Annotated in this window: 1 protein-coding gene; it reads right to left on the bottom strand. The window is 60.7% G+C overall.

All coding sequences use genetic code 11. The features are described from left to right. Positions 1–342: ABC transporter substrate-binding protein (locus tag Q4563_RS17340; protein WP_303605384.1), on the bottom strand; the 342-nt coding region annotated here is incomplete at its 3' end. Positions 343–359: the final 17 nt, after the last annotated feature.

The raw sequence follows: 359 nt of genomic DNA, 5'->3' as shown, positions 1-359 counted from the left end.
CACCAGCACCACGTCCGGTGCAGCCTGCAAGGCACCTTCGGCGCTCACTGGCTTATAGCCGCTGTAACCCATGGCATTGCTGGCTCCGACCAGCGCCAGCATGGCATCGGCCTGCGTACCGGAGCCTGACGCCATCATGCCCCGGCTACCAGCGCCGAGCAGAAACATAACGGATGAGGCATCATCCGCCGGCATCTGCTGCAGCAGTGCCTGGCTGCGCTGATGAATACGTTCAACCAATGCCCGCCCTTCGCTCTCTTTACCCAGCGCTCCGGCAACGGCGGTGATTTTATCGAGCACCCCCTGTAACGAATAATGATTCGCTACCCGCACAACCCGTATTCCAGCCTGCTTCAGCT

This window comes from Gilvimarinus sp. 1_MG-2023, from assembly GCF_030548285.1.
This window is presented reverse-complemented; position numbering and strand designations above follow the sequence as displayed.